General features: G+C 59.1%; 27 protein-coding genes. 20 read left to right on the top strand and 7 right to left on the bottom strand.

Annotated features, from left to right (window positions below; translation table 11 throughout):
- Nucleotides 1-108 precede the first annotated feature (108 nt).
- Nucleotides 109-1,140, top strand: a complete 1,032-nt coding sequence (locus QRN48_RS08220; protein WP_285349962.1) for an Ldh family oxidoreductase — start codon at nucleotides 109-111, stop codon at nucleotides 1,138-1,140.
- A 159-nt stretch (nucleotides 1,141-1,299) separates the two neighbouring features.
- Nucleotides 1,300-1,524 carry a hypothetical protein gene (locus QRN48_RS08215; RefSeq protein WP_191943541.1) on the top strand — a complete coding sequence of 75 codons (225 nt, stop codon included), beginning with the start codon at nucleotides 1,300-1,302 and terminating at the stop codon, nucleotides 1,522-1,524.
- 32 nt (nucleotides 1,525-1,556) lie between these two features.
- On the opposite strand, the gene QRN48_RS08210 is transcribed toward QRN48_RS08215, so the two are convergent.
- On the bottom strand, nucleotides 1,557-1,712 hold the full coding sequence (locus QRN48_RS08210; protein WP_160176714.1) for a hypothetical protein: 156 nt from the start codon (nucleotides 1,710-1,712) through the stop codon (nucleotides 1,557-1,559).
- 193 nt (nucleotides 1,713-1,905) lie between these two features.
- Here QRN48_RS08210 and QRN48_RS08205 point away from each other — a divergent pair, with 193 nt between their 5' ends.
- From QRN48_RS08205 to map, 3 genes are all read left to right on the top strand, one after another.
- Nucleotides 1,906-2,244, top strand: a complete 339-nt coding sequence (locus QRN48_RS08205) for a helix-turn-helix domain-containing protein (protein ID WP_037010905.1) — start codon at nucleotides 1,906-1,908, stop codon at nucleotides 2,242-2,244.
- Between the two features lie 79 nt (nucleotides 2,245-2,323).
- The gene (locus tag QRN48_RS08200) at nucleotides 2,324-2,578 is read left to right on the top strand and encodes a ParD-like family protein (RefSeq protein WP_037010903.1); all 255 of its coding nucleotides are present in this window, start codon (nucleotides 2,324-2,326) and stop codon (nucleotides 2,576-2,578) included.
- Complete coding sequence (gene map / locus QRN48_RS08195; protein WP_191943540.1) at nucleotides 2,575-3,360, top strand: type I methionyl aminopeptidase; 786 nt, start codon at nucleotides 2,575-2,577, stop codon at nucleotides 3,358-3,360. Before QRN48_RS08200 ends, map begins: the two co-directional genes overlap by 4 nt.
- A gap of 205 nt (nucleotides 3,361-3,565) precedes the next feature.
- On the opposite strand, the gene QRN48_RS08190 is transcribed toward map, so the two are convergent.
- A complete protein-coding gene (locus QRN48_RS08190) occupies nucleotides 3,566-3,823 on the bottom strand; it encodes a hypothetical protein (RefSeq protein WP_285349956.1) in 258 nt (85 codons plus the stop codon).
- Between the two features lie 273 nt (nucleotides 3,824-4,096).
- Between QRN48_RS08190 and QRN48_RS08185 the strand changes: the two genes are divergently transcribed.
- Entirely contained in the window at nucleotides 4,097-4,432 is a 336-nt protein-coding gene (locus QRN48_RS08185) for a hypothetical protein (RefSeq protein ID WP_285349954.1), read from the top strand.
- 70 nt (nucleotides 4,433-4,502) lie between these two features.
- On the opposite strand, the gene QRN48_RS08180 is transcribed toward QRN48_RS08185, so the two are convergent.
- Both QRN48_RS08180 and QRN48_RS08175 read right to left on the bottom strand, forming a co-directional pair.
- Nucleotides 4,503-5,573, bottom strand: a complete 1,071-nt coding sequence (locus QRN48_RS08180; protein WP_285349952.1) for an endonuclease/exonuclease/phosphatase family protein — start codon at nucleotides 5,571-5,573, stop codon at nucleotides 4,503-4,505.
- Between the two features lie 139 nt (nucleotides 5,574-5,712).
- Nucleotides 5,713-5,964 (bottom strand): DUF1654 domain-containing protein, encoded by a 252-nt coding sequence (locus tag QRN48_RS08175; RefSeq protein ID WP_285349950.1) that lies wholly within the window; start codon nucleotides 5,962-5,964, stop codon nucleotides 5,713-5,715.
- Nucleotides 5,965-6,179: 215 nt separating this feature from the next.
- Between QRN48_RS08175 and QRN48_RS08170 the strand changes: the two genes are divergently transcribed.
- Both QRN48_RS08170 and QRN48_RS08165 read left to right on the top strand, forming a co-directional pair.
- Nucleotides 6,180-6,404 (top strand): YgdI/YgdR family lipoprotein, encoded by a 225-nt coding sequence (locus tag QRN48_RS08170; RefSeq protein WP_191943536.1) that lies wholly within the window; start codon nucleotides 6,180-6,182, stop codon nucleotides 6,402-6,404.
- Between the two features lie 136 nt (nucleotides 6,405-6,540).
- Nucleotides 6,541-9,159, top strand: a complete 2,619-nt coding sequence (locus QRN48_RS08165) for a PAS domain-containing protein (RefSeq protein WP_285349949.1) — start codon at nucleotides 6,541-6,543, stop codon at nucleotides 9,157-9,159.
- A gap of 113 nt (nucleotides 9,160-9,272) precedes the next feature.
- Here QRN48_RS08165 and QRN48_RS08160 read toward each other — a convergent pair whose 3' ends face one another.
- Entirely contained in the window at nucleotides 9,273-9,944 is a 672-nt protein-coding gene (locus QRN48_RS08160; RefSeq protein ID WP_037013053.1) for a lipopolysaccharide kinase InaA family protein, read from the bottom strand.
- Between the two features lie 373 nt (nucleotides 9,945-10,317).
- Between QRN48_RS08160 and QRN48_RS08155 the strand changes: the two genes are divergently transcribed.
- The 10 genes from QRN48_RS08155 (at nucleotide 10,318) to QRN48_RS08110 (ending at nucleotide 18,794) form a co-directional block, all read left to right on the top strand.
- The gene (locus tag QRN48_RS08155; RefSeq protein WP_037010897.1) at nucleotides 10,318-10,581 is read left to right on the top strand and encodes a DUF1652 domain-containing protein; all 264 of its coding nucleotides are present in this window, start codon (nucleotides 10,318-10,320) and stop codon (nucleotides 10,579-10,581) included.
- 243 nt (nucleotides 10,582-10,824) lie between these two features.
- Complete coding sequence (locus QRN48_RS08150) at nucleotides 10,825-11,784, top strand: sugar ABC transporter substrate-binding protein (RefSeq protein ID WP_037010894.1); 960 nt, start codon at nucleotides 10,825-10,827, stop codon at nucleotides 11,782-11,784.
- A gap of 88 nt (nucleotides 11,785-11,872) precedes the next feature.
- Nucleotides 11,873-13,423 carry a sugar ABC transporter ATP-binding protein gene (locus QRN48_RS08145; RefSeq protein WP_191943533.1) on the top strand — a complete coding sequence of 517 codons (1,551 nt, stop codon included), beginning with the start codon at nucleotides 11,873-11,875 and terminating at the stop codon, nucleotides 13,421-13,423.
- Complete coding sequence (locus tag QRN48_RS08140) at nucleotides 13,423-14,418, top strand: ABC transporter permease (protein ID WP_037010888.1); 996 nt, start codon at nucleotides 13,423-13,425, stop codon at nucleotides 14,416-14,418. The genes QRN48_RS08145 and QRN48_RS08140 overlap by 1 nt, the downstream gene beginning before the upstream one ends.
- Before the next feature lies 1 nt (nucleotide 14,419).
- The gene (locus QRN48_RS08135) at nucleotides 14,420-15,433 is read left to right on the top strand and encodes a LacI family DNA-binding transcriptional regulator (RefSeq protein WP_037010885.1); all 1,014 of its coding nucleotides are present in this window, start codon (nucleotides 14,420-14,422) and stop codon (nucleotides 15,431-15,433) included.
- Nucleotides 15,434-15,492: 59 nt separating this feature from the next.
- Nucleotides 15,493-16,425 carry a ribokinase gene (gene rbsK / locus QRN48_RS08130; RefSeq protein WP_285349947.1) on the top strand — a complete coding sequence of 311 codons (933 nt, stop codon included), beginning with the start codon at nucleotides 15,493-15,495 and terminating at the stop codon, nucleotides 16,423-16,425.
- The gene (gene rbsD, locus QRN48_RS08125; protein WP_037010881.1) at nucleotides 16,422-16,826 is read left to right on the top strand and encodes a D-ribose pyranase; all 405 of its coding nucleotides are present in this window, start codon (nucleotides 16,422-16,424) and stop codon (nucleotides 16,824-16,826) included. The genes rbsK and rbsD overlap by 4 nt, the downstream gene beginning before the upstream one ends.
- A gap of 44 nt (nucleotides 16,827-16,870) precedes the next feature.
- Nucleotides 16,871-17,899, top strand: coding sequence for a nucleoside hydrolase (locus tag QRN48_RS08120; RefSeq protein WP_285349945.1), 1,029 nt, complete (start codon nucleotides 16,871-16,873; stop codon nucleotides 17,897-17,899).
- Nucleotides 17,900-17,960: 61 nt separating this feature from the next.
- Nucleotides 17,961-18,266 carry a hypothetical protein gene (locus QRN48_RS08115; protein ID WP_191943529.1) on the top strand — a complete coding sequence of 102 codons (306 nt, stop codon included), beginning with the start codon at nucleotides 17,961-17,963 and terminating at the stop codon, nucleotides 18,264-18,266.
- Between the two features lie 201 nt (nucleotides 18,267-18,467).
- Nucleotides 18,468-18,794 carry an I78 family peptidase inhibitor gene (locus tag QRN48_RS08110; protein WP_285349938.1) on the top strand — a complete coding sequence of 109 codons (327 nt, stop codon included), beginning with the start codon at nucleotides 18,468-18,470 and terminating at the stop codon, nucleotides 18,792-18,794.
- A gap of 83 nt (nucleotides 18,795-18,877) precedes the next feature.
- Here the strand turns inward: QRN48_RS08110 and QRN48_RS08105 are convergent, their stop codons facing one another.
- Nucleotides 18,878-19,090, bottom strand: a complete 213-nt coding sequence (locus QRN48_RS08105; RefSeq protein ID WP_007905882.1) for a cold-shock protein — start codon at nucleotides 19,088-19,090, stop codon at nucleotides 18,878-18,880.
- Nucleotides 19,091-19,387: 297 nt separating this feature from the next.
- Nucleotides 19,388-19,702: a hypothetical protein gene (locus QRN48_RS08100; protein WP_285349936.1), complete on the bottom strand. Its 315-nt coding sequence runs from the start codon at nucleotides 19,700-19,702 to the stop codon at nucleotides 19,388-19,390.
- A gap of 383 nt (nucleotides 19,703-20,085) precedes the next feature.
- Between QRN48_RS08100 and thrS the strand changes: the two genes are divergently transcribed.
- Together thrS and infC are read left to right on the top strand one after the other, a co-directional pair.
- A complete protein-coding gene (gene thrS, locus QRN48_RS08095) occupies nucleotides 20,086-22,008 on the top strand; it encodes a threonine--tRNA ligase (RefSeq protein WP_037010872.1) in 1,923 nt (640 codons plus the stop codon).
- Entirely contained in the window at nucleotides 22,008-22,559 is a 552-nt protein-coding gene (gene infC, locus QRN48_RS08090; RefSeq protein WP_172613086.1) for a translation initiation factor IF-3, read from the top strand. Before thrS ends, infC begins: the two co-directional genes overlap by 1 nt.
- Nucleotides 22,560-22,608 lie beyond the last annotated feature (49 nt).

The raw sequence follows: 22,608 nt of genomic DNA, 5'->3' as shown, positions 1-22,608 counted from the left end.
ACCCGGGCGGTCGCAATTCCCTAATGCCACCCTGGCCGTCGCGCAGTATTCTCAAGCCGCCTGCCTTTCTGTCGCGCTTCCCGTCCCAAAACCTCAACGGAGCTTCAGATGACTACCGACCACAACAGCTTCGCGAGCCGGACGATTACCTGTACTGACCTGACCGAGCTGCTGCGGCAGATCTTCCTGCGCCACGGGACTTCGGCCGAGGTTGCGCGGGTGCTCGCCGAAAATTGCGCTGGCGCCGAGCGCGACGGCTCCCACAGTCATGGCATCTTCCGCATCAAGGGCTACCTGTCGTCACTGGCGGCGGGTTGGGTTGACGGCCAGGCCCGGCCTAAGGTCGAAGACGCAGGGGCCGCTTTCGTGCGCGTTGACGCCATGGGCGGTTTTGCGCAACCGGCCATGCAGGCCGCCAAAGGGCTGGTCATCGAAAAGGCTCGCAGCGCCGGCAGCGCGATTCTGGCAATCCGCAACTCGCACCATTTCGCTGCGCTGTGGCCAGATGTCGAGCCGTTTGCGACGCAGGGGCTGGTGGCACTGAGCGTGGTCAACAGCATGACGTGCGTCGTCCCTCACGATGCGCAGAAGCCGCTGTTCGGCACCAACCCGATTGCGTTCGCCGCGCCGCGCGCCGAGGGGCCGCCGATCGTCTTCGACATGGCGACCAGCGCCATTGCCCATGGCGACGTACAAATCGCCGCCAGAGAAGGGCGCATGCTGCCGCCTGGCATGGGCGTTGACCGCAACGGCGAGCCCACTCTGGATCCCAAGGCGATTCTTGAAGGAGGCGCGTTGTTGCCATTTGGCGGCTACAAGGGATCGGCGTTGTCGATGATGGTGGAACTGCTCTCGGCTGCGTTGACCGGCGGGAATTTCTCGTTTGAGTTCGACATGTCGAAAGCGCCCGGCGCGCAAACCCCCTGGACCGGTCAGGTGATCATCGTCATTGACCCCGACAAAGGCAGCGGTCAGGCCTTTGCCGAGCGCAGCGAAGAGCTCGTCCGCCAGATGCACGGTGTGGGACAACAACGCATGCCGGGCGATCGTCGTTATCGTCAGCGCGAGCGGTCCTTGAAGGAGGGGATCGTAGTGTCGGCAGATGACCTTGATCGGCTTGAAGCGTTAGCCCGCGCTTGAATCCGGGCGTGCCTTTTCGGTGCCGAGGCGTATAGAGCTGGCGCAGGAGACGAGAATGGATCAGCGGCCCGCGGTGACCATTCGTCGCGACAGGACTTGCGTTCAGGGGGCGTTGAAAATACTGTATGTTTAAACAGTATCGAGAAGAAGAGAGCGCCCATGCAAACCAATCAAGCGAACACCCGCACTGAATTTGCTGCACAGCAACATGAATCTTCGTTCAGCAGCGTCTGGGGCAATGAGATGCAGCGCGAGGATTTTCTTGCTCTGGCGTCAGGGCTTCGCCAGTTCAGCGCCAATCAGGCCGACCTCGCGTTTGCCCCGTCAGCGAGCGGCTATGCGACGGCCAACATGGCCCACGTAAGCCAGCTCGCGGCAGAGTGACGCTTTGTGGGGCAAGCCGCAAGCAGGTCGTTTCAGGGCTTGAATCGCACCATCACCGGCACCGGAGTCTGACCGGCAACCGTGTCATCGGCGTCTGGCTGGCGATTCTTGCCGGTACGAATCATGGCCAGCGCGACTGAAGTGCCCACTGCCGATACCGCGCACCATGCAAGCAAGAAAGTGGTCATGTCTGGTTCTCCGAACTGCAGAAATCGGGCCGCCCATTCGAAATGAGGGGCTGTACATCAGAACCTATCGGCCGCTCAACGGATTGCTTGAGTCGGCATTTCAGAAGATTGACCAATTGAGCGCCCGGTCGCAACTCCCTCGGACCAATGGGGTCTTGCATGTTGAACACAGTAAATTTCAGGACCCTAGTTTATGAAAGATCTCGGCTCACGTCTGAAAGAAGAACGCAAAAGGCTCGGTCTGTCGCAGCAGGACTTCGGCTCAATCGGTGGCGTTGAAGCCAATGCTCAAGGCAAATATGAAAGCGGGGAGCGTATTCCGCGCTCGGACTACATGGCAGCCCTTGGCAAAAAGGGCATCGACGTTATGTATGTGTTGTCGGGCCAGCGCACTCCCATCGCTACCGATACCCTGAGCGAGGCGGAGCGGGCGGTCATTACTCATTACCGTGCGCTGAGCGAAGATGATCGTGAAGCAATATCCCAGTTGGCAACGTCTTTGTCCGAATGCGCCACTGAGTGTTCATCCTGACACTTGCCGGTAAGTCATGAGTCGGTTGCGTGAAAATATACGAAACATATATGCTGCGTATATTCTTCGCGAGGTCGCCATGGGTCTGGTAAAAATTTCCGAACAGATGCACGCCAATATCCGCTGTGCCAGCGCAGCGTTGAGCCGATCGATCAATTCGCAGGCCGAACACTGGATGCGCGTCGGCATGCTGGCCGAGCTTCATCCGGGGCTTAATTACAGCGAAATCTGCCAACTGCTGATCCGCGCCGAAACGTCGGGCGGCGCTGTGTTGAGTCTTCAGCCTTGCGACCTTGTGCCCGATCTCTCAGAAAACAGGGCGGTGTCGCAATGAGCATCAGCATCAAGAGTGAAGCCGATCTGGTCGGGCTCCGTGTAGCGGGTCGTCTGGCCGCAGAGGTGCTGGCCATGATTGGCGAGCACGTCAAGCCGGGCGTCACCACCGAGGCGCTGGATGACCTGTGTAACGACTTTATCGTCAACCAGCTCAAGGTGATCCCCGCGAACGTCGGCTATCACGGCTTCACCAAAACCACGTGTATATCCCCGAACACCGTCGTTTGTCACGGCATCCCCTCGGCAGACGACGTGCTGAAAGCAGGCGATATCGTCAACATTGACGTCGCGGTCATCAAGGACGGCTGGTATGGCGATACCAGTCGCATGTACTACGTGGGGGAGGTAAGCCCGCTCGCTCGCCGATTGGTCGAAACCACCTATGAAGCCACACTCGCCGGTATCCACGCTGTCAGGCCTGGCGCGACACTGGGCGACATTGGGCATGCCATCCAGACCGTGGCGTACCGTGAGGGCTTCAGCGTGGTACGCGAATATTGCGGGCATGGCATCGGCCGCAAATACCATGAAGAACCTCAGGTCCTGCATTACGGCGCAGCGGGCAAGGGGCTCAAGCTCAAGCCCGGGATGGTGTTTACCATCGAGCCGATGATCAACGCCGGCAAACCAGGCACTTACGTGCTTGACGATGGCTGGACCGTCCTCACGCGTGACCAGTCCCTCTCGGCGCAGTGGGAGCACATGGTAGCGGTGACCGGGGACGGTTTCGAGCTGTTGACCCCTTGGCCGGAAGGCACCGGCGATTACCCGGCGGTCTGAGCTTGGACTCATCAAGTCACACAAGCGGGCGTGACGAAAAAGGCCGCTGACTTGTAGGCTGTTTCCTGTTCCCCTGTGGTGCTGCTTCCTGACAGGCTGTCGAGTGTCCAGTGCAGGTAGCGCCAGGGGAGAACACCATTATCGATTCCAAAGAAAACCGGCCTTGGCCGGTTTTCTTTTGCACGCATGAGCGTGAACGCGCTCGCTAGCCAGCCTGCAAATGCTTGGCGGCGTCCACTCCGGATGAGCTGAGCTTGATAGGGTACTTCAGGGACCGGTCACCCTCCGCAGGGCGGTTGACGCAGCCGTCGTGAATCAGCCCGGCATCCTGCAGGTGCTCAAGGGTATCGGCGACAGCATTTTCCCCCCTGTAGTTGTCCAGCACTTCCTTGCCCAGCCCGTGTGGATGAGCGTGCAACAGGCGGGTGAGAACTTCCTTTTTCAGTGCGTTATCGATGGTCATGTTTACCTCGCTTTGCTGGTGTGATGAGCGCTGCTTATAAATTCCGACCGCACGGATACCCATTTGTTTAGCGTTTCGCCTGATTCGTACTCGATGGAGCAGCGTCACACCCGATCGCGACGACGACTGGGACCAGCGATGCGAGGCATATACCCCGGAGCCCTCATTGAGCCCATCGCCCGAAGAATAAAGTGGAAGGCAATTTGATGGCCCGCAGGTATCAGCATTTCTGGAAAAATCCTTTTTTTTTTGATGGATTTCAGGACGATGCGGATGTGCACGCGTAGGGTGAGTCTGGCCGTAGTGATGGGGTTTCTGGCAGCTGTATCGGTGAGCGCGCACGCCAGGACCATCAGCAAGAACGAACTGCAGGTCTGCAAATGGGGGGCGGGAGTGGCAGGGGTGGCGCAGCAATCCAAACTGTCGGGGACCACGCTCTACAGCGCCCGGAAGAAACTGCAAAGCCGCACGTTCAGCAAACCCTGGATGCGCAAGATGGCGCTGGGCATTACGGAGCAAACCTATAAAAGCCCCTCGAAGTTGAAGCCCGCCGCCGTACGGCAGACCTACTACGAGGGGTGCATTCAGCACGATCTCGCCCGCAAGTGAGTATGTGCGTGTGAATAGACGCAGAGCCTGCCAACTGCCGGCAGGCTATTGCAGCCCGGCATGGCCGGGGCTATCGGCAATTCCCTGCCAGACGATAATGCTGAGCCTCGGCAACCGCAGCGCTGTTGAATTCGACACGGTTTTTTTCGGCGATTGCGTTGTACGAAGGGCAGTCAGGGCGGTGATAGACCATGGTCTTTTTGTTGCCGCGGATCGCCAGCGCCAGATGGGTCGACGGGGTGTTTACGGCCGGCTTCATCGGACTGTCCGCACCTGGTCGCGCCTGCGCCGTCACAGCCGACCCACTTTGCGCCGCACTGCCGCCACTCAGGCTTGCATCGAGAAAAATCGGCGCATGGTCGGACACGCTGTCCCGTCCCTTCGCGTGGGTCAGCCCCAGAAACTTCGGGTAGTCGTAGACCTCTACTTTGTTAACGCGGATGGCCGACTGCTTGCTGATGAAAATATTGTCGTAAAGGTTGGCGAACTTGCCGTCGGTGGTGGACAGGGTGCTGGCGCCATCCTGTATGAGCGGTCTGGCACTGCTGTCGAGCTTGCTCCACGCGGGAGAATTGGGCGGCGTGTTGAAGTCACCCATCAGCATGATCCGGTTATTGCCGGGGTAGGTTTCCTGCAGCCAGGTCCAGTAGTTTGAGAGGGCGACGATTTCTGAAGCACGGTCTGCCTGGTTCTTGCCGTACAAGACATGCACGGTTGCAACGACGAAGGTCTTGCCGTCTTTCAGGGACCTGAACTGCGCGGAGTAAGGCTCGCGCTCGAAGGTGTCGGTGCGGTCCAGGTAGCTCACGGCGCCGTCTTCATAGGCAACCGCCTCATCCCGCCACAAGAAGCCGTACATTTCTTTGTAGGAAGATCGCCCAACAGCATGCGACGCCATGGAGCTCCAGTGCTTGCCCGTCTGCCGGGTCAACTCCGACGCCAGCGCTTGCAGCGCTTCTTCACTCATTAATTCCTGAACCGCGAGAAAGTCGACTTGCCGCGCAACCTTGGCGATGCTCTGGAAATCCTTGTTCGGGCGCACGCTCAGGTGCTCAAGGTTCCAGGTGCCGATTTTTACATCGGCGCAAGCGGTGTGCAGGAAGCTAAACGTTAAAAACAGGGCGACACAAAATCTGAACATTGTTATCCAACTGGGTTATTCAAAAGGGGAGGCTGGGCAAACGGTAGCGGGCCCGGTGGCCGCAGGACTGGCGCCTACGGCCACACAAGCACTCTGCAGGAGGCGTCATGCATAGGCTGAGACAAACGGTGATGCCAACTCAGTCTTCCCTGGGCACTGTCCAGAAGATCTGTACGCCACCATCGTCTCGCCAGGCCAGGGTCACGTTGTCGTTCTCGTCGATTTCTTCCAATAACTGCTTCCAGTCGTCTTCCAGTTCGTCTGCCAGTCGAAAAATCAGGGCAGCGCGAGCTTTCTGCGCACTTTGGGAATTAATGATCTTTTGTACCCGAACGGCCATTCGTTCGTAATGGCCTGGCGAGGCGGCGGTGGATGCATCGGACTCAGACATGAAGTGACCTCCTGTTCGCTGTATGCGCATACAGTATTTGAGTGTCGGACGTTTCGCAACAGTGGATCGGACAAAAACCCACGGCGGCTCAAGTCGCTGATTTGTCTGCTGATTCGCAGGCTGGCGAACCAAACTCCAACGGGCTGATCTGATCGCTAGATGACGATTGATATCTCAAGCGCACACGGCTTGGACATTTGAAACCAGGAGGCTTTATGAAGATTCAATCATTGCTGATGCCGGTGGCGTTTGCATGCTGCGCGGCGCTGGTCGGTTGCTCTACTTCGACTGTGGTGACGTTGCAGAACGGCACTCAGTATGTGACCAAAGACGCGCCCAAAACCAAAAGCAAAGACGGCTTTTACGAGTTTGAGGACATTTCCGGCAAGACCATTCGGGTCCGTGCCGACGAGGTCGCAACCGTCAAAGAAGAAGACTGAAGTATCCCGCGGGTCCTGGGTGACGCCGGGACCCTTACTGTATGGAAAACTGTATTCATCTGAATGGAACGTCTTCGCATTGGCCTTGTTCTAAACGAGGCTATTTGATCACGCTAATTCCTCTCAGGCCCTAACTATGGAAAACCCTCCCAACACCGGCTATAGCGCAGCGCCCCTGCGTTTTCTTGCCAACGGCGGTGCGGTCGGTGATCTGCTTCGGTCCCCCCTGATTGAAAGCTCGCCTCTGGGTGCGCCTGTAAGATGGCCGGACAGTCTCAAGGCTCTGATGAGCACGATCCTGCCGGTTCAGGCGCAAATCGTGCTTTTTTGGGGGCCCGATTACATAGCGCTGTACAACGACGCCTATGCGCCCAGCATCGGTGAAAAACATCCCCGCGCGCTTGCCCGACCTGCCTTCGAAAACTGGCGTGAACTCTGGGATGACCTCGAGCCTCTGTTGCGCGGCGTCCGTGAGACCGGCGAGACCTTTGCCGCCAAAGACCGTCCGTTCTATATCGAAAGGCACGGTTACGGTGAAACGGTCTACTTCGACGTTTCCTACTCGGCGGTGTATCAGGGGGATGGCTCGGTGGGCGGTGTGCTATGCATCGTGACCGAAACCACTGACCGCGTTCAGTTCGAACGTCGACAGGCGTTGCTGCTTGAGTTGGGCCAGGCCTTCCCGTCGATCCGCGACCCCGAGCAGATCGAAGTCGATGTCATCAGCCGGGTCGGCAGCGAGTTACATGCCGCTCGCGTGAATCTGGCGGAGGCGGACGAGGAGTCCGGTCATTTCCGGGTCAGCCGGGAATACCGCGCAGGTGATATCCGCAACGACCCCGCTCTCGTTTCCTTCAGCGACCAGACCTGCCGTGCACTGCGCCAGGGCATGACTGTTCAGTACAGCGCAACGGCTGACGTGGATAACGCCCCTCAAGACGCGCTGGGTGGTCTGGCCAAGGGTCTGGCGCGCTCGTCGGTGCATGTGCCGCTGATGCGCCATGACACCCTGGCTGGCGTTTTTACGATGGAGTTCGATGGCGATCGGGTCTTCAGTCGGCACGACATTCACCTGATCGAAGAAGCGGCGAAGCTCGGTTGGCTGTGGATCAATCACACCCGAGCCGAGTCGGCGTTGCACGCGAGTTCAGCGCAACTAGCCGGGATGTTCGAACAAGCGGGTGCGGGGATCGCGCTCTGTGATCACGAAGGGGTCTTTCGACAAGTCAACGACCGGTACTGCGAAATCCTGGCGCTGCCCCGCGAAGCCATTGCCGGGCATTCGATGCTCGACGTGCATAAAGACTGCACCGCAAACGTTCAACCCCTTTTTCACGAACGCTTTCTGAGCGCAGACACACCCTTTGAACTGACCCAGCACCATGTACGCGCAGATGGTTCTGTCGTGTGGTTGCAAACACATGTGACGCCGCTGCTGGACGAGGGGCACGAGCTCAGCGGCCTGCTGTTTGTCTGTGTCGACATCACCGCACGCGTGGGTGCCGAGCATCAGTTGATAGAGCTCAACGAAGGCCTTGAGCAGCGGGTCGCAACCATGGTGGCCGAGCGCGAGGCGGCCATTGCCCTGCTGCACGAGTCTCGCAAGATCGAAATGGTCGGCCAACTGGGTGGCGGCATTGCCCATGACTTCAACAACCTGCTGACGCCGATCATGACCTCACTGGAACTGCTTCGTCGCCAGCCTGCCGCCAATGACCGCTCCCATCGTCTTATAGATGCGGCGCTGCAAGCTGCCGATCGCGCGCGCATTCTGGTGGGCCGGCTGCTGACCTTCGCAAGGCGCCAGACGCTCAAGCCGCAGGTAGTGGCTGTCGATGCACTGGTGACTGACATGCGCGACCTGATTCAGCGATCCCTGGGACCGACGATCGAGGTGATCGTCGACATTCCGGCCGGCTTGCCGAATATCCTCATCGACCCGCACCAGCTGGAGTTGGGTATTCTCAATCTGGCCGTCAACGCCCGCGACGCCATTCCGGAACACGGCTTTTTGAAGATCAGCGCGTGTGTGGACGTCGTTTCCGACAGCCCGGGTCTCGGCCAGACGCCGGCGCAAGGGCAATACGTCAAATTGACCGTGAGTGACAACGGCAGCGGCATGAGCAACGAGGTGTTACAGCGTTGTGTCGAGCCGTTTTATTCCACCAAAGGCGTGGGCAAGGGCACCGGGCTGGGACTGTCGATGGTTCAGGGGTTGGCGCTGCAGTCCGGGGGAGGTTTCGGCATCCAGTCGGTGCCGGGGGAGGGTACCCGCGTCGACCTCTGGCTGCCGGTCTCCTGCGCAGACGTCCAGCACGCCGATGACGGGCAGGAAGACCAAGAGTCTGCGGCGGTCCATCCCTTTCACGTGCTGATGGTGGATGACGAGGATCTGGTGCGGTACACCGTCGCCCTGCAACTGCGCGACCTTGGGTATCGGGTGACTGAAGCCGAGTCTCCTTCGGCAGCCGAACACCTGGTCGAGACCGGGTTGCGGCCTGACATTCTGATCACCGACCAGCTGATGGCAGAAAAGAACGGCACCCAACTGGCGGAAAGCTTGCGAGTGCGGATTCCGGAGCTGCCGGTGCTGATCATCACCGGTTACACCAACGAGGCTTCGACGCATATCGGCGGTTTTGATGTAGTTGCAAAACCCTTCACCCGTAGCGATATCGCGTCGCGGGTGGCGAAGGCATTGGGCCGCTGTGGAAAATTTGGCGCAATCAAGGCGCCCGTTGCAACGAACGCCTGACCCTCGCGTTTCACGCAGGACTTTGCCTGTGTGAAACGCGAGGTGCGTTTATGGTGTGGACGCGCCCCGTTGAGTGACCGCTGTACAGCCGGTCGTGATGGGGCGGGTCGGGCTCAGACGGAGCGCCCAATGGCCTGCTCGTAGCACGACAGGAAATACTGCCATTGCGACTCATCCCAGAACGAGTGGCGCCTGAGCTGCGGGATATCGTGACGCGCGGCGCCCATGATGGTGATCCGCCCATGGGACTTCTCGAGATCAAGCAGCGCCAGTTCAAAGTCGAACCGCGTCTCAGTGGCTGTTGCCTTGATGAAGATGTGTTTGGAACGCATGCAGCCATGCTGCCATTTGCCCAGGTGCATCTTGGCCAGCGTCTCAGCCAGGCGCTTGAAGAGTTTCTGGTGTTGCTCAGTGGTCAAGGTGCGGGCGCCGCCTTGGGCATACCAAGTATCCAGGTCAATAAAACCGCCAAGATCCTTGGTCACCAGTACGCCCTGCCAAACGCCGGCAACTTTGCGCGCCCCGTAAAATACCGGGCGCGGCGCATTGACACCCAGCTCGGCGAGCCGAGACAGGGCAATGCCCTCACGCAATGCTGTCGGACGGCCTGCAGGGTAGCGAAGGCTACGGAACAGATGGCCGGTCTGGCGTTTGACGTAGAGCGTATTGCCGTCGTGGACGACACGCTGAACGCCGCTGGTGCCGTTTCTGCGCACATTTGGCGGCTCCACCCAAGGGCCAGAGGTGCCCCACCAAAACTCGAATTCGTTGTTTGCCCGACCCATCATGCGCTCCAAATACGGTAGAAATTTTGCCACCATGCAGCGCCTGTCACAGTGCAGTGCGCGCCCCTCAGGCCTCTGCGGCCCCGGATAGTTCCAGCATTCATCTATAGCTGTTGGCGATTAGCCAGTTTCAGCCGTTCAGCTTACTCACTTGCCACACGTTCTTTGCGCCCAAAGAGCAGCCATTTACGCCATCGGACAGGGTAAAAATGCTCGGACTGAAGCATCATGCCTCGCAAGGCATGCTACGGCAGGTTCATGGACGCCCGGATTACTGAGCGCGTCATGTCCGTTCGTCCCCTGGTTGCAAGAATCGCGGAATTGCTGGCGCGGCGGGTTATCCACCGTGCATAACTAAATAAGGAAATTTGCCATGATCTCTACCCTTGAACTCTGCCATATCGTCGAATCGGGCTTCCTGCCTGCCAAATGCAAGTGCACCATCGATGCCAAAGACCAGATTATGGTGCAGATATTTGACCGCGAGCGGGGCCACGCCGATCTGCTTGCTTCGGGCATTCCGGTCAGCTCTCTCAATTCGAGCCGCGCCATTGCCAACCTCATCGCCACGCTGAAAGAAGGACTGAAGTCCCATTCCACTGCCCGACGGTCCATGCAGCTTCAGGAACGCGCGTAACTTTTTACACCCATCTGAATCCTCCGGTCCGAGCTCCGTTTGCCCTGCGGCAACGCACAGACAGACAGCGATCGGAGGAGCAGGGCACTTAGGCCTTACCCCTCCAGTCCACGTTATCGTGGAGTTGACAAAACCCCCGCCGGTTCTCATAGTTTCGCTCACGCAAACGTTTGCGATTCCGTCTGTCCCACGCTGACGCGTAAACGCTGCCGATAACAACAATCATAATGTCGGAGTGATTCCATGAAGCTGCCATTCGCTGCACGTCTTCTTGCTGTTGCCATGCTCACCGCGTCCGCGGTAACCCTGCCTCTTTCATCCGCCTTCGCCGACGACGCGAAAAAGCCCACCGTCGCGCTGGTGATGAAGTCCCTTGCCAATGAGTTCTTCCTGACCATGGAAGACGGGGCCAAGGATTATCAAAAACAGCACTCGGCTGATTTTGACCTGATCTCCAACGGCATCAAGAACGAGTCCGATACGGCCGCGCAAATCGATATCGTCAACCAGATGATCGTCAAGAAGGTCGACGCGTTGGTGATCGCCCCGGCAGATTCCAAAGCCCTGGCCTCGGTGTTGAAGAAAGCCATGGACGCGGGCATCAAGGTCGTGAACATCGACAACCAGCTGGACGTCGACGTGCTGAAAACCAAAGGCATGGAAGTCCCGTTCGTAGGGCCCAACAACCGCAAGGGCGCCAAGCTCGTGGGTGACTATCTGGCCAAGCAGCTGACCGCAGGTGATCAGGTCGGCATCATCGAAGGCGTGCCTACCACCACCAACGCGCAACAACGCACCGCAGGTTTCAAGGACGCGATGGACGCTGCGCAGATGAAGATCGTCTCCACGCAGTCGGGTAACTGGGAAATCGACAAAGGCAACGCGGTCGCGTCAGCCATGCTCAATGAATACCCGAACTTGAAGGCATTGCTGGCCGGCAACGACAGCATGGCTCTGGGTGCGGTGTCGGCTGTGCGTGCGGCAGGCAAGGCAGGCAAGGTTCAGGTCGTCGGTTACGACAACATCAAGGCCATCCAGCCGATGCTCAAAGACGGTCGTGTGCTGGCAACGGCTGACCAGTTCGCTGCGCGTCAGGCGGTGTTCGGTATCGATACCGCGCTGAAGATGGTCAAGGGCGAGAAACTGGAAATGACCAACGGCGTGATCGAAACCCCGGTCGAGCTGGTCACCAAGCCGCAATAAGCACCTGCGGCGTCCAGTCGACAGTTTCCAACCCGTAGCTTCCAAATAAGTGCCGCCTGCCCGCAAGGGCAGGTGCGTGGAGATCGTTATGTCAGCGTCTGCTCAGGCCGCTGTTCTATCTGTCAGCGGTATTGGCAAAACCTACGCTCAACCCGTACTCGGCGACATTGACCTGACGCTGATGCGTGGGGAAGTGCTTGCCTTGACCGGCGAAAACGGCGCGGGCAAAAGCACGCTGTCGAAAATCATCGGCGGCCTTGTTACCCCCACCACTGGCCAGATGCAATTTCAGGGGCAACCCTACCAGCCTGCCAGTCGTACCCAGGCCGAAAAGCTTGGCGTGCGCATGGTCATGCAAGAACTCAACCTGCTGCCGACGTTGTCGGTGGCTGAAAACCTGTTTCTCGATAACCTGCCCAGCCGCGCCGGGTTCATCAACCGCAGCAAGCTGCGGGAAGATGCGGTCAAGGCCATGGCGCAGGTCGGTCTGGAGGCCATCGACCCCGACACGCTGGTCAGCGAACTGGGCATCGGTCATCAGCAAATGGTCGAGATTGCGCGCAACCTGATCGGCGATTGTCATGTGCTGATTCTCGACGAGCCGACGGCAATGCTCACCGCTCGCGAGGTCGAAATGCTCTTCGAGCAGATCACCCGTTTGCAGGACCGTGGTGTTTCCATCATTTACATCTCTCACCGTCTGGAAGAGCTGGCGCGTGTTGCCCAGCGCATCGCCGTGTTGCGCGATGGCAAGCTGGTGTGTGTCGACGCCATGGCCAACTACAACAGCGAACAGTTGGTGACGCTGATGGTAGGGCGCGAACTGGGCGAGCAGATTGATCTTGGCGTGCGCAAAATCGGCGCTGTGGCCTTATCGGTCAAAGGCCTGACCCGCTCGGACAAGGTGCGGGACGTCTCTTTTGACGTCCGCGCCGGCGAGATCTTCGGAATCTCTGGCTTGATCGGCGCAGGGCGTACCGAACTGCTGCGCCTTATCTACGGAGCCGATGTAGCTGACGGCGGGTCCATACAGGTCGGCAGCCCGTTGCGAAGTGTGCAGATCAAGTCGCCGGTGGACGGCGTGGGTCACGGCATTGCCTTGATTACCGAAGACCGCAAGGGCGAAGGCCTGCTGCTGTCGCAGTCGATCAGCGCCAACATCGCGCTGGGCAACATGGACGCAATCTCCAGTGCCGGGCTGGTCAAGGGCGATGCGGAAATGGCCCTCGCCAGACGCCAGGTGGACGCCATGCGCATCCGCAGTTCCAGCCCGACCCAACTGGTCTCGGAGCTGTCGGGCGGCAACCAGCAAAAGGTGGTGATCGGCCGCTGGCTGGAGCGCGATTGCCAAGTGATGCTATTCGACGAACCCACCCGCGGCATTGACGTGGGCGCCAAGTTCGACATCTACACGCTACTCGGCGACCTGACTCGCCAAGGCAGGGCGCTGGTGGTGGTTTCCAGCGATCTGCGTGAGCTGATGCTGATCTGCGACCGCATTGGCGTGCTGTCTGCCGGGCGACTGATCGACACCTTCGAGCGCGACACCTGGACCCAGGACGAACTGCTTGCCGCTGCCTTTGCCGGCTACCAAAAACGTGATGCGCTGCTCTCAGAAGCCGCGCCCAGGATTGACTGATGAAAACCTCGACTTCAACTGCCGCGCTGCCCTCTGCAGGCAAGCGCAGCGGCAACTACTTCGGCCTGGGCACTTACCTGGGGCTGGCCGGCGCCTTGCTGGCGATGATCGTATTGTTCTCGCTGCTCAGCGATCATTTCCTTTCCTACGAAACCTTCAGCACCCTGGCCAACCAGATTCCCGACCTGATGGTGCTGGCGGTCGGCATGACGTTCATCCTGATCATTGGTGGCATCGACCTGTCAGTGGGTTCGGTGCTGGCACTGGCGGCGTCAGCGGTCAGTGTCGCCATGCTTGGATGGGGCTGGGGTGTGTTTCCGTCGGCATTGCTGGGCATCGCCTGCGCAACGGCGGCCGGTACGCTGACGGGCTCGATCACAGTGGCCTGGCGCATTCCCTCGTTCATTGTCTCGCTCGGCGTGCTGGAAATGGCCCGCGGCGTGGCGTACCAGCTGACCGATTCGCGCACGGCCTACATCGGTGATTCGTTCGCCTGGCTGTCAAACCCGTTCGCGTTTGGCATCTCGCCGTCATTTGTCATCGCCCTGATCATCATCTTTGCCGCCCAGGCCGTGCTGACCCGCACCGTGTTTGGACGCTACCTGATCGGCATCGGCACCAACGAGGAAGCCGTGCGTCTGGCGGGCATCAATCCCAAGCCCTACAAGATCCTGGTGTTCTCGCTGATGGGCCTGCTGGCGGGCGTCGCTGCGCTGTTCCAGATTTCGCGTCTGGAAGCTGCCGATCCCAATGCCGGCTCTGGCCTGGAACTGCAGGTGATCGCAGCGGTGGTGATTGGCGGTACCAGTCTGATGGGCGGACGCGGCTCGGTGATCAGCACCTTTTTCGGCGTGTTGATCATCTCCGTGCTGGCCGCAGGCCTTGCGCAAATCGGCGCCACCGAGCCGACCAAGCGCATCATCACCGGGGCAGTGATCGTCGTGGCCGTGGTGCTGGACACCTACCGCAGCAATCGCGCACGGCGGCGCGGCTGACATGGCAACCATCAAGGATGTAGCGGCGATTGCCGGGATTTCCTACACCACGGTGTCCCATGTGCTCAACCGCACGCGCCCCGTCAGCGAAGAAGTGCGCAAGAAGGTCGAGGCGGCCATCGTCCAGCTTGATTACGTGCCCAGTGCCGTCGCGCGTTCGCTCAAGGCCAAGGCCACAGCGACGATCGGCCTGTTGATCCCCAACGGTATCAACCCGTACTTCGCCGAGCTGGCGCGGGGCATCGAGGACTACTGCGAGCGCAACGGTTTCTGCGTGATCCTTTGCAACTCTGACGACAACCCCGACAAGCAGCGCAGCTACCTGCGGGTGCTTCTGGAGAAGCGCGTTGATGGCCTGATCGTCTCGTCCGTGGGCGGCGGCGACAGCCTCGTCGAAGGCCTCGCTGCCGTGCGCACGCCGCTGGTTATCGTCGACAGGGACCTGGACGGTGTAACAGCGGATCTGGTGCGTATCGACCACGAGCTCGGCGCTTACCTGGCCACGTCACACCTGCTGTCGCTGGGGCATCGGCACATTGCCTGCATTTGTGGCCCGGCGCAGACCAGTGTCGCCCAGATGCGTCTGGACGGTTACCATCGGGCGATGCGAGAAGGCGGCATCGAAGTGCCGGCCGACTGGGTCGTTGAAAGCGATTTCACCGGGCCGAGCGGCTATCTCGCTGCCGTTAAGCTGTTGCAAAGCGATCCGCCCACGGCCATTTTCGCGGCCAACGACATGGTCGGCATCGGCGTGCTGCGCGCCGCCGCCGAGCGCAACGTGCGGGTGCCGGCCGATCTTTCGGTCATTGGCTTCGACGACATTCAGATGAGCCAATATGTGTATCCAGCCCTGACCACCGTAGGCCAGTCGATCCTGCAACTGGGGGAGCGCGCCGCCGAGGTGCTGCTGCGCCGCATATCGACGCGCGGCGACACCGCGGTTGAGCACTTGATCGTGGCTCCGAGTATTGTGTTGCGCGAATCCACCGCACCTCCACCCCCTGCATCGCCCTGATTTCGTTGAGCCGAGCGCTTCGTTCGGTGTGAAAAGTGATCTGAAGAGTAAAAGACGTCATGCAAGCAAAAGTAGTGATAGTGGGCAGCCTGAACATGGACCTGGTGACGCGCGCGCCGCGATTGCCGCGTGCAGGCGAAACCCTGGCGGGACAATCGTTCGTCACCGTGCCGGGTGGCAAGGGCGCCAACCAGGCGGTTGCTGCCGCGCGGCTGGGTGCCAGTGTTGCAATGATCGGCTGCGTGGGCGATGACGCCTATGGCGAACAACTGCGCGCCGCGCTGCTTGCCGAGGGCGTCGATTGCCAGGCGGTCACCCCGGTCAGCGGTGAGTCCACCGGCGTAGCGTTGATTGTGGTCGATGACAGCAGCCAGAACGCCATCGTCATCGTGGCTGGCGGCAACGGCCATGTCACCGCGTCTGTGGTGGACAGCTTCGACGCGTTGCTGTGCCAGGCCGAGGTCATCATCTGCCAGCTCGAGGTGCCACTCGACACGGTTGGGCACGTGCTCAAGCGTGGACACGAGTTGGGCAAGACCGTGATTCTCAACCCGGCGCCTGCCAGCGGGCCGCTTCCTGCCCAATGGTTTGCCTGGATCGATTATCTGATCCCCAACGAAAGCGAGGCAACCGCGCTGACCGGCCTTCCAGTGGACAGCACCGCCAGCGCAGACGCTGCGGCCACGGCGCTGCTGGACGCGGGGGTGAGCAAAGTGATCGTGACGCTGGGCGAGCAGGGCGCCTTGTATGCGAGCAAGTCACGCTCCGAGCATTTTCCGGCGCCCAAGGTCCAACCCATCGACACCACAGCTGCAGGCGATACCTTTGTCGGCGGCTTTGCGGCAGCGCTGGCCGATGGCAAGTCCGAATCCGATGCCATTCGCTTCGGTCAGGTCGCGGCCGCGCTGTCCGTCACCCGTTCCGGGGCACAGCCCTCCATTCCAACGTTCGCAGAGGTTCAGGCCTATGCGGCTCAGGGGCAACTGTCATGAAGAAAACACCGCTGCTCAACATCGCGCTGTCCCGGGCCATCGCTTCGCTCGGTCACGGCGACATCGTGATGATCGTCGATGCAGGCATGCCGGTGCCGGCGGGGGTTGAGCTGATTGATCTGGCGCTGACCCACGGCGTACCCGATTTCGTCAGCGTGCTGAATGTGGTGCTGACCGAAATGCAAGTCGAAAGCCATGTGCTTGCCGAAGAAATGCTGTCCAGACAACCGCCGGCACTTGCCACGGTTGCGGCATTGCACGCTTCCGGCAGCTTGGGCGAGCAGCGTCTGGTCACCCATGAGGCGCTAAAGCAGCTCAGCCGAGGCGCTCGCGCTATCATCCGCACCGGCGAATGCCAGCCCTACACCAACATTGCGCTGGTGGCCGGGGTGGTGTTCTAAATCGCTGCTTTGCAGGTTCAGCAAAACGGAACAGGGAGTTTCTCATGTACGCAGGTCGTCAATTGTTTACCGGACTGATCAGGAGTGCCGCACTGTTGGCCATTTTATCCGCCGTCTCGGTGCAGGCCGCCGAACGGCGTGACGTGATCATCGACACCGACCCGGGCGCCGACGACGTCGTTGCGCTGTTGTTGGCTTTGGCGTCTCCGAAAGAACTCAACGTCATGGCCATCACCACCGTAGCGGGCAATGTGCGTATCGACAAAACTTCACGCAATGCCCGACTTGCCCGCGAGTGGGCCGGTCGCGAAGACGTGCCCGTTTATGCCGGTGCGGGCAAACCGCTGGTGCGTACGCCGATCTACGCCGAGAACATCCACGGCAAGGAAGGCCTGCCCGGCGTGCAAGTGCATGAGCCGAAGCAGCCTTTGGCACGAGGCAATGCGGTGCAGTATTTGATCGACACACTGCACAAGGCTGCGCCGCACAGTGTCACCATCGCCATGCTCGGTCCTCAGACCAATCTGGCGCTCGCGCTGATCCAGGCGCCTGATATCACAGAAGGCATCAAGGAAGTCGTGGTCATGGGTGGCGCCCACTTCAATGGCGGCAATATCACCCCTGTGGCCGAGTTTAATCTGTACGCCGACCCTGACGCCGCGAAAGTGGTTCTCGCCAGCGGCGTGAAACTGACCTACGTGCCACTGGACGTTACCCACAAGATGCTCACCAGCGAGGAGCGTCTCAAGCAAATTGACGGCTTGAATAACCAGGCTGGCAAGTTGGTGAGCGACATCCTGAATGAGTACGTCAAGGCAGACATGGTCCACTACGGGTTGCCCGGCGGGCCGGTACACGATGCAAGCGTGATTGCCTGGCTGCTCAAGCCTGAGTTGTTCTCTGGCAGGCAGGTGAACCTGGTGGTCGACAACCGCGAAGGGCCGACCCACGGCCAGACCATCGTTGACTGGTACGACACCCTCGCTCAGAGCAAGAATGTATTCTGGGTCGAAAACGGCGACGCTCAAGGGTTCTTCGATCTGCTGACCCAGCGCCTCGCCACGCTTAAATAACCCACAAGGCCGCGCCCCCTGGCTTGCATTCCCGTGGCGCGGCGCGATCAAGGCGCAAATCATGCCCATCAATCTCAACCACCCCGACTCACTGACCCACGACGCCGTCCGGCAAATGATCGCAGCCGCACAGGACCAGGTGCATAACCAGTTGCGCGTAGCTCGCGACGGCCGCGTATGGATTTCCAGCGGCGCGGTGGGGGGTGTGGACATTGACGGCCTGTTGTTTCGCCTGGAAACCTGGGCGGCCGGCTCGGGTTGTGTAGGGCCGGTGGCTGCCAGCGATGCGGTCTGGGTGGCCCAGATATTCAACGCCATTCGCGATAACTGGGCCGATCCACGCACGGATTACGTCGATATCTATTGAGACCGCTTCCCGCGATGGTGCTCGGTAGAAGTCTTTCCTAACGTTTTGTGACGATTTGTCCAGGCATGGCAGGCGATGCATGGGTCAGACTCCTGCTCGTTCTGAAGGGGCGAGCGGCCTTCGGGTATCGACCCCTCGGGAAACCAAGCCGCCAAACCGCTGTCGCAGAGGTTCTGCTTTAGTTAAACGTTAGGAGATTGTATGCCCTGGAAATACGCATCATCGGGTCTGGTGCTCGCCGCAGTGGTGCTGGCCGGTTGCAGCAGCACATCCGAGTCCTCAAGCAAGCCCGACGAGGGCGTTGCCATCTCCGCCAGTGGCTATTCCCGCTGTGATGCAGCTGCCGTGCAGGACACGGTCGGGAAGCCGGCGTCTGCGGCTTTGCTGGATCAGGCAAAGGCAAAATCGGGCGCGCAAACGGCCAGGGTGCTCGGGCCACACGATGTGGTGACGTTGGAATACCGTTCGGACCGCCTGAATCTGAACACTGATGACTCCGGAACGGTAAACCGCGTCAATTGCGGTTGATGCCCCATCCCAACCTGCTTGCCAGCCCTGTTGCAGGCAAAAAAAAACCCCGTCAGTGACGGGGTTCTTTCAGAACGCGTGGATTACTCCGCGCGAACCTGAGCAGCTTGCATGCCCTTTTGGCCTTTCTCAGCCACGAAGGAAACAGTCTGGCCTTCTTTCAAGCTTTTGAAACCGTCGGATTCAATGGCTTTGAAATGTACAAAAAGGTCGTCGCCGCCACCCTGTGGGGTGATGAAGCCGAAGCCTTTTTCATCGTTGAACCATTTTACGGTGCCGGTTTGGCGATTAGACATGGTGTATCTCCAGAAACATAATTTTCAGTAGTGCTGTGTTGCTCAGGCCAACTGGGCACACGAGCGCTATCATAGTCGAATTGTGTGAATGCTGGACTTTTTCGATTAGAACTTTGCGTCCGTATCGTCGATATAACGCCCTGAACAGGCCCCGGTGGCCATATTTTGTCTGCTAGCGGGTGCGGCAACTTACACTCTCGGTGCGCCTGAAGGCCGCTGGAATCGCGGCCTTCGAGGCGTTGGGCTGCACCCGATTCCCAAGGTCTCAGCCCGGTGCATCAAGGAAATGTAAATTTTTTATTTTTTGCCGCTAAGGCAGTTTTTGCTCACTGCAGCCTGCAGGCGAGATGTCATATCGGCACTGGGAGGCGTCGTTTTGTCATTCAGCGACGCGATCTCCTTGTCCGAAAAATTCTTGTTGATCTGTTGAGCTCCGCACTCGCAATGCGCTTTGACGGCAGCTGCGTCCATCGACGGATTGCTTTGTGTGGCCGCAGTGGTGCATTCGTTCATGTAGCTGGTCTTGGTTTTCGCATCCATCGCGGCATGAGCGCTGAGAGGCAGTGTCAGGGCCAGCGGGGAGAGAAGGGCGGCAACGCGTAGAAGCTTCATGGTGGTTTCCTTTTTGTCGGTGGCCTTGCTGTCAGGCCTTGAACGTGTGTTACCGATAATCTGAGGTCCATCAAGCAAAGCAGTTCCGTAGGTCTGCCATGGCTTGAGTCCGTCAGTCGCGGAAAAAGGCTCTGCAACCGATTAGCTGACCCTGCCGATACGCTGTGATAGCATGCGCGCCTGCAGATTAGCTCGCATCTGGCGGGGCACGCGTCCCTGCTGCAAGTTCTGTCGATTTCGTAAGTTCCAGTCACTCTGGTTCGGTCATCAGGTTGGCCTTAGGGCTCCTGCCACTGTGAGGCAGGCACACCACCGAATCGCGTACTGGCTCTATCCCACCCACGTGACCTTTGGTAGGGGTCACCACTAGGAGAGGAGGCGCCATGCCCACTATTACTCTTCCCGACGGCAGTCAACGTTCTTTCGATCACCCGGTATCCGTTGCCGAGGTCGCAGCATCCATTGGTGCAGGCCTGGCCAAAGCCACCGTGGCCGGCAAGGTCAATGGTCAACTGGTCGACGCCAGTGATCTGATCACCACCGATGCGAGCCTGCAAATCATCACCCCAAAGGATCAGGAAGGCCTGGAGATCATTCGTCACTCCTGCGCGCACCTGGTCGGCCATGCCGTCAAGCAGCTGTACCCAACGGCAAAAATGGTGATTGGCCCGGTCATCGATGACGGCTTCTATTACGACATCGCCTATGAGCGTCCTTTTACCCCGGACGACCTGGCGGCGATCGAGCAGCGCATGCAGCAGCTGATCGAGAAAGACTACGACGTCATCAAGAAGGTCACCCCGCGCGCGGAAGTGATCGAAGTGTTTGCGGCACGGGGCGAGGACTACAAGCTTCGTCTGGTCGAAGACATGCCGAACGAACACGCCATGGGTCTTTATTACCATGAAGAATACGTCGACATGTGCCGCGGTCCACACGTGCCGAACACGCGTTTTCTCAAGTCCTTTAAGCTGACCAAATTGTCCGGCGCCTACTGGCGTGGCGATGCCAAAAACGAACAATTGCAGCGTGTCTACGGCACGGCCTGGGCCGACAAGAAGCAATTGGCGGCCTACATCCAGCGCATTGAGGAAGCCGAGAAGCGCGATCATCGCAAGATCGGCAAGCGTCTTGGCTTGTTCCATACCCAGGAAGAAGCACCGGGCATGGTGTTCTGGCACCCGAACGGCTGGACGCTGTACCAGGTGCTCGAGCAGTACATGCGCACAACCCAGCGCGAAAACGGCTACCTGGAGATCAAGACGCCTCAGGTTGTTGACCGCTCGCTGTGGGAGAAGTCCGGTCACTGGGCCAACTACGCCGAGAACATGTTCACGACGCAGTCGGAAAACCGCGACTACGCCATCAAGCCAATGAACTGCCCTTGCCACGTGCAGGTGTTCAATCAAGGCCTGAAGAGCTACCGCGAACTGCCGATGCGTCTGGCCGAGTTCGGTGCCTGTCACCGCAACGAGCCGTCGGGTGCGCTGCACGGCATCATGCGCGTGCGGGCCTTTACTCAGGACGATGCGCACATCTTCTGCACTGAAGAGCAGATGCAGGCTGAATCCGCAGCGTTCATCAAGCTGACCATGGCGGTGTACGCCGATTTCGGTTTCAAAGACATCGAAATGAAGCTGTCGACCCGTCCCGAGAAGCGTGTCGGCTCCGATGAGCTATGGGATCGCGCCGAGTCTGCACTGGCTGCAGCCCTTGACAGTGCTGGGCTGCCGTACGATCTGCAACCCGGTGAAGGCGCGTTCTACGGTCCGAAGATTGAATTTTCTCTCAAGGATTGCTTGGGTCGCGTCTGGCAATGCGGTACTCTGCAGCTCGATTTCAACCTGCCGATTCGTCTGGGCGCTGAATTTGTGTCCGAAGACAACGGTCGCAAGCACCCGGTCATGTTGCACCGCGCAATCCTTGGCTCCTTCGAGCGCTTCATCGGTATTCTGATCGAGCATTACGAAGGTGCTTTCCCTGCGTGGCTTGCTCCAACTCAAGCAGTGATCATGAACATCACTGATAAACAGGCTGATTTTGCCCTTGAGGTGGAAAAAACATTGGCGCAAAGCGGATTTCGTGCCAAGTCCGACTTGAGAAATGAAAAGATCGGCTTTAAAATCCGCGAGCATACGTTGCTCAAAATTCCGTATCTCCTCGTTATTGGAGACCGGGAGGTTGAAACACAAACTGTCGCTGTGCGTACACGTGAAGGCGCAGACCTTGGCTCAATGCCGGTCGCCCAGTTCTCGGAGTTCCTTGCACAAGCGGTTTCCCGGCGTGGTCGCCAAGATTCGGAGTAATTATTATTAAGCGTGAAATGAGACAAGATAAACGAGCTGCACCGAAGGCCCCGATCAACGAGAATATCTCGGCACGTGAGGTTCGTTTAATTGGGGCTGAGGGTGAGCAGCTTGGGATTGTGTCAATTGAAGACGCGCTTCTTAAGGCTGAAGAGGCCAAACTGGATCTGGTGGAAATCTCCGCCGATGCAGTACCCCCTGTTTGCAAACTGATGGACTACGGCAAATCGATCTTCGAGAAGAAGAAGCAGGTTGCTGCCGCCAAGAAGAATCAGAAGCAGATCCAGGTTAAAGAAATCAAGTTTCGTCCAGGGACGGAGGAAGGGGATTACCAGGTAAAACTACGCAACCTGGTACGTTTCCTGAGTGACGGGGACAGGGCCAAGATCTCGTTGAGATTTCGCGGTCGTGAGATGGCCCACCAGGAGCTGGGGATGGAGCTGTTGAAGCGGGTTGAAGCTGACCTGCTCGAATACGGCTCGGTCGAACAGCATCCTAAGATGGAAGGACGCCAGCTGATCATGGTCATCGCCCCGAAAAAGAAGAAATAACCACCAGGGCACGGCAGGCCTTGCGGTTATGTTTATCAACTGAATGCGG

The organism is Pseudomonas sp. ME-P-057 (assembly GCF_030208975.1).
Taxonomy (GTDB): Bacteria; Pseudomonadota; Gammaproteobacteria; order Pseudomonadales; family Pseudomonadaceae; genus Aquipseudomonas; species Aquipseudomonas lutea.
Note: the sequence above shows the minus strand (reverse complement) of the source record. Positions and strands in the feature narration are given on the sequence as shown.